At 66.6% G+C, this 3,242-nt stretch carries 1 protein-coding gene; it reads left to right on the forward strand.

Features of this window, described 5'->3' with window-relative positions; translation table 11 throughout:
* The coding region (locus B1964_RS01140; RefSeq protein ID WP_139765576.1) for an acyltransferase domain-containing protein at positions 1-3,242 on the forward strand (3,242 nt) is incomplete at both ends.

A 3,242-nucleotide genomic window follows, 5' to 3' on the forward strand; every position in this document is an offset into this window, starting at 1 on the left:
CCGCCGATCTGCTCGAATGGCTCGAATCCGATGCCGGACAAGCCACCCCGCTCGCCGACATCGGGCGTGCGCTTGCCCACCGCAACCACGGACGGTCGCGCGCCGTCGTGATGGCCCGCTCCCACGAGGACGCCGTCAAGGGTGTGCGTGCGGTGGCCGAGGGCAAGGCCAATCCGCTTGTGTACTCGGCGGATTCGCCGGACGCCGCATCGGCGGTGTGGTTGTTGAGCGGCTTCGGGTCGCAGCACCGCAAGATGGCCAAACAGCTCTACACCGAGAACCCGGTCTTCGCCAAGTACGCCGACCGCGTCGATCACCTCGTGCAGCGTGAACTCGGATACTCCATCGTCGAGATGTTCCTCGACGACGCACAGACCTACGGCATCGAGACCAGCCAGGTCGGCATCTACACCATCCAGGTCGCCCTCGCCGACACGCTGCGCCACTTCGGCGCGCAACCCGGTGTGCTGGTACCGCATTCGATGGGGGAGGCCTCGGCCGCCTACATCAGTGGTGGACTCTCGCTCGAGGATGCGACACGGGTGATCTGTCAGCGCTCGCGTCTCATGGGTGAGGGCGAGTCGATGCTCACCGGCGACGACATCCGGCTGATGGCCCTCGTTGAATACTCCGCCGAGGACATCAACGACGTCCTCGTCGACTACCCGGACCTCGAGATCTGCGTGTATGCGGCGCCGACCCACACCGTCATCGGTGGTCCCGAGCCGCAGGTCGACGCCATCGTCGAGCGCGCCGAGAAGGAGGGCAAACTCGGCCGCAAACTGCAGACCAAGGGTGCGAGCCACACCTCGCAAATGGATCCGCTGCTCGGCGAATTGGCCTACGAGCTCACCGGAATCGAACCGCTCCGCCCGACCGTCGGCTTCTACAGTTCGGTGGACCGCGAGACCTTCTATCGTCCCGGGCACGAGCCGGTGCACACCATCGACTACTTCCTCAAGGGACTGCGCCACAGCGTGTGGTTCTCGCAGGCCATCGCGAAGTCGGTGGAGAACGGTCACCGCACCTTCCTCGAACTCTCGCCCAACCCGGCGGTCCTGATCTCCGTTGCGGCGGTGACGTTCTCGGCCGGACTCCACGACGCCGAGCTGATCGAGACGCTGCGCCGCAAGGAGGACGAGAGCTTCGGCGTCATCAACGCCCTGATGAAGCTGTACGTGCACGGTCACGCCGTGGACGTCGCGTCGCTGTTCGGCACCGGCGCCGGCCGGGGGTTCGCCGACATCCCGCGCACCCGTTTCGAGCGAAAGCCGTACTGGCTCAAGGCCACCGTGAATTCCGGTGGGGGCAGCGGATCGATCCCCGGTGCACACGTGGCGTTGCCCGACGGCCGGCATGCCTGGGAGGTCAACGCCGGCGCGGTCACCGACCTGCGTGAGCTGGTCCGTGCCGCGGCCGCGCAGGTCCTCACCGAGGCGACGGTCGGTGCCGCGGTGGCCCACGGCGAGATCGGTGCTGGCGAGGGTACGCTCACGACGACGCTGAGCCCGCATCCGGGCGGTGCGTCGGTGACCGTGCATGCCAAGCACGACAAGAACTTCCGCCTGCTGTTCGAGGCGGTCGTCACCGGCGCCACCGTCGCCGGTACTGCCGAGGGCGCCCCCCAACCCGCCGACAGCGCCCCCCAGCCCGCCGACGGCGCTCGTCAGAACGCCGACGGCGCCATCGATCCGCGCAAGGTCGGCTACATCGACAACTCGGTGGTCGTCGAGGACGAGATCATCGACGACATCGGCAACAAGTGGGACCCGCAGTCCGGTGAGTCGATCGACGACCGGCTCGCGATCATCGTCGGCGAATCCATGGGCTATGACCCGGAAGATCTGCCCCGCGAGATCCCGCTCGTCGAGTTGGGCCTGGATTCGTTGATGGCCGTGCGCATCAAGAATCGCGTCGAATTCGAGTTCGACATCCCGCAGCTGCAACTTCAGGCGATGCGGCAGGCGAATCTCTCCGATGTCTCCAAGTTCGTGAACTACGCGGTCCATCACCGTGACGAACTCGACGACCTCGCCGAGAATGCCGCCGGCGGAGGCGAACTCGATACCGCCGCGCTCAACGCCTACATCGACGAGCAGAACGCCAAACGGGCCGACAGTGCTTCTGCTGCCGCTGACAGCGCTCCTGCTGCCGCCGACAGCGCTCCTGCTGCCGCTGACAGCGCCCCGACTGCCGCCGACAGCGCCCAGAAGCCCGCCGACCTCACCTCGCAGGCCGCGGTCGCCGAGGCCGCGGGCTCCGATGTCCCGCCGCGTGACGCCGCCGAACGGCTCACGTTCGGGGTGTATGCGGTGGTCACCAAACGCTCGGCCGGCGGCATCTTCAACAAGCTGCCGGTCCTCGAAGAGGATGTGGCACAGGCGCTCACCGACAAGCTCAACGAGCGCACCGGTGGTGACATCGACGTCGAGGACATCCTCGATTCGGAGACCATCGAGGAAATGTCGAACTATGTTCGCGAGTTCCTCGACGCGGCCGCCGACACCGACGGGTTCGTGCGCTACCTGCGACTGATCGACGGGAAGAAGACCTACGACCCGCAGGCCGGTGATCCGACGCCGGTGCTGCTGTTCCATCCCGCCGGCGGTAACACCTCTGCGTACGAGGCGCTGCTCAAGCGGCTGCCGGATTCGGTGCCGGTCATCGGTTTCGACAGGGTCGAGGGCAGCATCGAAGAGCGTGTGCGGCAATACATGCCACGCCTGCGCGAGTTGCAGCCGCACGGCCCGTACGTTCTGGTCGGCTGGTCGCTCGGCGGCGCGCTCGCCTATGGTGCCGCGCAGGTGTTGCGCGACGAGGGCGAGGAGGTCGACTTCGTCGGTCTCATCGACGTCGTCCGTCCCCGCCACGATGTCGTGGAGACCCCCGACACCAAGCGGGCCCGACTGGAGCGCTGGAAGGACTTCGCGATCCGCAACTACGATCTCGACGCCGACATCCCGATCCCGATGGATCGGCTCGTCGAGGCCGACGACGAGGGGCAGTTCGCGATCATCATGGAGATGATGTCGATGTCGGGCACCAAGATCCCCGGCGGCATCATCGAGCACCAGCGCACCTCGTTCATCGACAACCGCGCACTCACCAACATCGCTCCGACGCCCTACGGCGGCAAGGTCGTGTTGTACCGCGCCGACAAGATGCACGACGGCGCAATCGAACTCGAGCCGCAGTGGGCGGAGATCGACGAAGACGGTCGGTGGGGCGAGGTGGTCGACGAC

The organism is Gordonia sp. i37 (assembly GCF_002043085.1).
Classification (GTDB): domain Bacteria; phylum Actinomycetota; class Actinomycetes; order Mycobacteriales; family Mycobacteriaceae; genus Gordonia; species Gordonia polyisoprenivorans.